2 protein-coding genes and 2 pseudogenes are annotated in these 2,399 nt (G+C 72.8%); 2 read left to right on the forward strand and 2 right to left on the reverse strand.

Features of this window, described 5'->3' with window-relative positions; genetic code table 11:
• Together B2P18_RS16540 and B2P18_RS16545 are read left to right on the forward strand one after the other, a co-directional pair.
• Nucleotides 1–460 (forward strand): annotated as a pseudogene (locus B2P18_RS16540) (hypothetical protein); the annotation flags it as partial.
• A gap of 2 nt (nt 461–462) precedes the next feature.
• On the forward strand, nt 463–1,260 hold the full coding sequence (locus B2P18_RS16545; protein ID WP_286961645.1) for a D-alanyl-D-alanine carboxypeptidase family protein: 798 nt from the start codon (nt 463–465) through the stop codon (nt 1,258–1,260).
• 32 nt (nt 1,261–1,292) lie between these two features.
• Here B2P18_RS16545 and B2P18_RS16550 read toward each other — a convergent pair whose 3' ends face one another.
• Nucleotides 1,293–1,835: a 2'-5' RNA ligase family protein gene (locus B2P18_RS16550; protein ID WP_019284189.1), complete on the reverse strand. Its 543-nt coding sequence runs from the start codon at nt 1,833–1,835 to the stop codon at nt 1,293–1,295.
• A 16-nt stretch (nt 1,836–1,851) separates the two neighbouring features.
• Nucleotides 1,852–2,399 (reverse strand): annotated as a pseudogene (locus tag B2P18_RS16555) (tryptophan--tRNA ligase); the annotation flags it as partial.

Genomic DNA, 2,399 nt, shown 5'->3' on the forward strand with positions numbered 1-2,399 from the left:
CGCGCCGACACCGGCACCGACGCCGACCTTCGCGGTCACCCGCACCCCGTGCGCCGGCACGCGCGTGCCGCCACCACCTGCACCGCCCACCCGCCGTGGCCGCGCCGGCGCCACGGCCAGCCCGACGCCGACGCCCACGGCCACCCCGAGCCCGAGCTACTACCCCGCGCCAGTGGTCCGAGCCGGTGAGCACCCCGTCGGCGGCGACCAACTCGGCACCAGCGGCATCGTCACGGCGGTGCCCGCGGGCGTGCCGCAGCCCCCGCAGCTCGACGCGACGTCATACGTGCTCGCCGACCAGCAGACCGGCACGATCCTGGCCGCCAAGGCCCCCCACGCCCACCTCTATCCCGCCAGCACGCTCAAGACCCTCACCGCGCTCACCGTCATGCCGCAGCTCGACCCAAGCGGGTCGTCACCGCGACCGCGTCCGACCAGGCCGCCGAGGGCACGCGGGTAGGCATGGTGGCCGGCAACCCCTATCCCGTGCACCAGCTCTACGGCGCGCTGCTGATGCAGTCCGCCAACGACGCGGCCTATGCCCTGGCCCGGTCGGCGCCGGGCGGCGTCGCGGGCACCCTGCAGCGCATGAACGCCACCGCGGCCGGGCTCGGCGCCCGCGACACTGTGGCTGTCGACCCGTCAGGGCTGGACGCACAGGGGCAGCGCAGCAGCGCCTACGACCTGGTCGTGATCGGGCGAGCGGCGATGCAGCGCAAGGACTTCCGGTCCTATGTCGGCACGCGCGAGATGCCCTTCCCCGGCGCCAAGCAGCCCGACGGCACCGTGGTGACGCCCTATGCCGTGCCCAACCTCAACCACTTCTTCATGAACTACCCGGGCGCGACGGGGGTCAAGACGGGCTACACGACGGGGGCCCACCGCACGTTCATCGGGTCCGCCACGCGGGGTGGCCGGTCCTATGTCGTGAGCTTCATGTGCTCCGACACGGCCGACTGGCACCACGTGGCCGCCATGATGGACTGGGCGTTCGCCCACGGCACCAAGGTCAGCGGCGTGGGCACCCTGGACACGACGCCGCCGGCGACCCCGACCGGCACGCCCAGCGCCTCCCCCTCGGTGCCGCCCACGGTGACGCCAGTGCCGGCGCCCACCTCCAGCTCCACCACCGCGGGACAGACGTCGCAGCCGACGGGTGTGGCACGCGCCCTCCAGACGTGGTGGGGCGCAGGCGTGCTCGCCGTGCTGGTGCTCGCCGCCGGCGCCCTCCTGACGCGGCGCCTCGGGCGCAAGCGCTGAGCAGGTCGAGGGCGCTGAGCGCAGCGGCAGGATCAGCTGCCGCAGCTGACGTAGGCCTGGCTAGCGTCCCCGAGCGGGTAGCGGCGGATGGGACGCCATACCTCGTCGTCGCCCTGGACGTAGAGCGAGAACTCGCCGACGGTGAACTGCGCGTGGTAGTCGGCGAGCTCGACGAACGCCTGCTCCAGGGCGTCCTCCGGCAGGCCGTGCGCCACCGTCACGTGCGGGTGGTAGGTGAAGCTCAGGTCGCGCTCCAGCACACCGCGCCGGACCGTCGCCTCGAGCTGCTCGCAGGCCGGGATCCCGCGCGCGACCTGGATGAACACCACCGGCGAGACCGGGCGGAAGGTCCCGGTGCCGCGCAGCTCGAGCGTGAACGGCGCGACCGACGCGGCGGACCGCAGCAGGTGCTCGTGGATGCCGTCCATCGCGGCGTCGTCGACCTCCGTCGGCGGCAGCACCGTCACGTGCGTCGGGATGCCGCGCGCCTGCTCGTCGCCGTAGGACAGCCGCGCGCGCTGCAGCTCGCACCCCCAGGGCTCGGGGATGGCGATCGAGACTCCGATGACCGGCACCGTCACTCCTCCAGGCTCAGCGGTGCCCGGCCGGTCGCAGCAGGCCGACGGCGTCGTAGACCCGGCCCAGCGTGGCCGAGGCCACCTCGCGGGCGCGCTCGGCACCGGCAGCGAGGATGCGGTCGAGCTCGGCGGGGTCCTCGAGCAGCTCGTTGGCCCGGTCGCGGAACGGCGTGACCCACTCGACGAGCACGTCGGCGGTCTCCTTCTTGAGGTCGCCGTACATCTTGCCCTCGAAGTGGGCCTCGAGCTCGGCGACCGACGTGCCGGACAGGACCGAGTGGATCGTCAGCAGGTTGGACACGCCCGCCTTGGTCTCGGGGTCGTAGCGGACGACGGCCTCGGTGTCGGTGACGGCAGAGCGGATCTTCTTGGCGCTCTTGGCCGGGTCGTCCAGGAGGTTGATCAGGCCCTTGTCGCTGGCGGCGGACTTGCTCATCTTGGCCGTCGGGTCCTGCAGGTCCTGGATCTTGGCGCCCTCCTTGACGATGTGCGGCTCAGGCACGACCAGGGTGTCGCCGTAGCGCTGGTTGAACCGGATCGCCAGGTCGCGGGTGATCTCCA

Origin of the sequence: Arsenicicoccus sp. UBA2120, from assembly GCF_002330965.1 — a bacterium.
Taxonomy (GTDB): domain Bacteria; phylum Actinomycetota; class Actinomycetes; order Actinomycetales; family Dermatophilaceae; genus Arsenicicoccus; species Arsenicicoccus bolidensis.

Excerpts from the sequence above, each read along its gene's own strand:
- B2P18_RS16545 (WP_286961645.1), top strand. The coding sequence starts at position 463 with ATGGTGGCCGGCAACCCCTATCCCGTGCACCAGCTCTACGGCGCGCTG.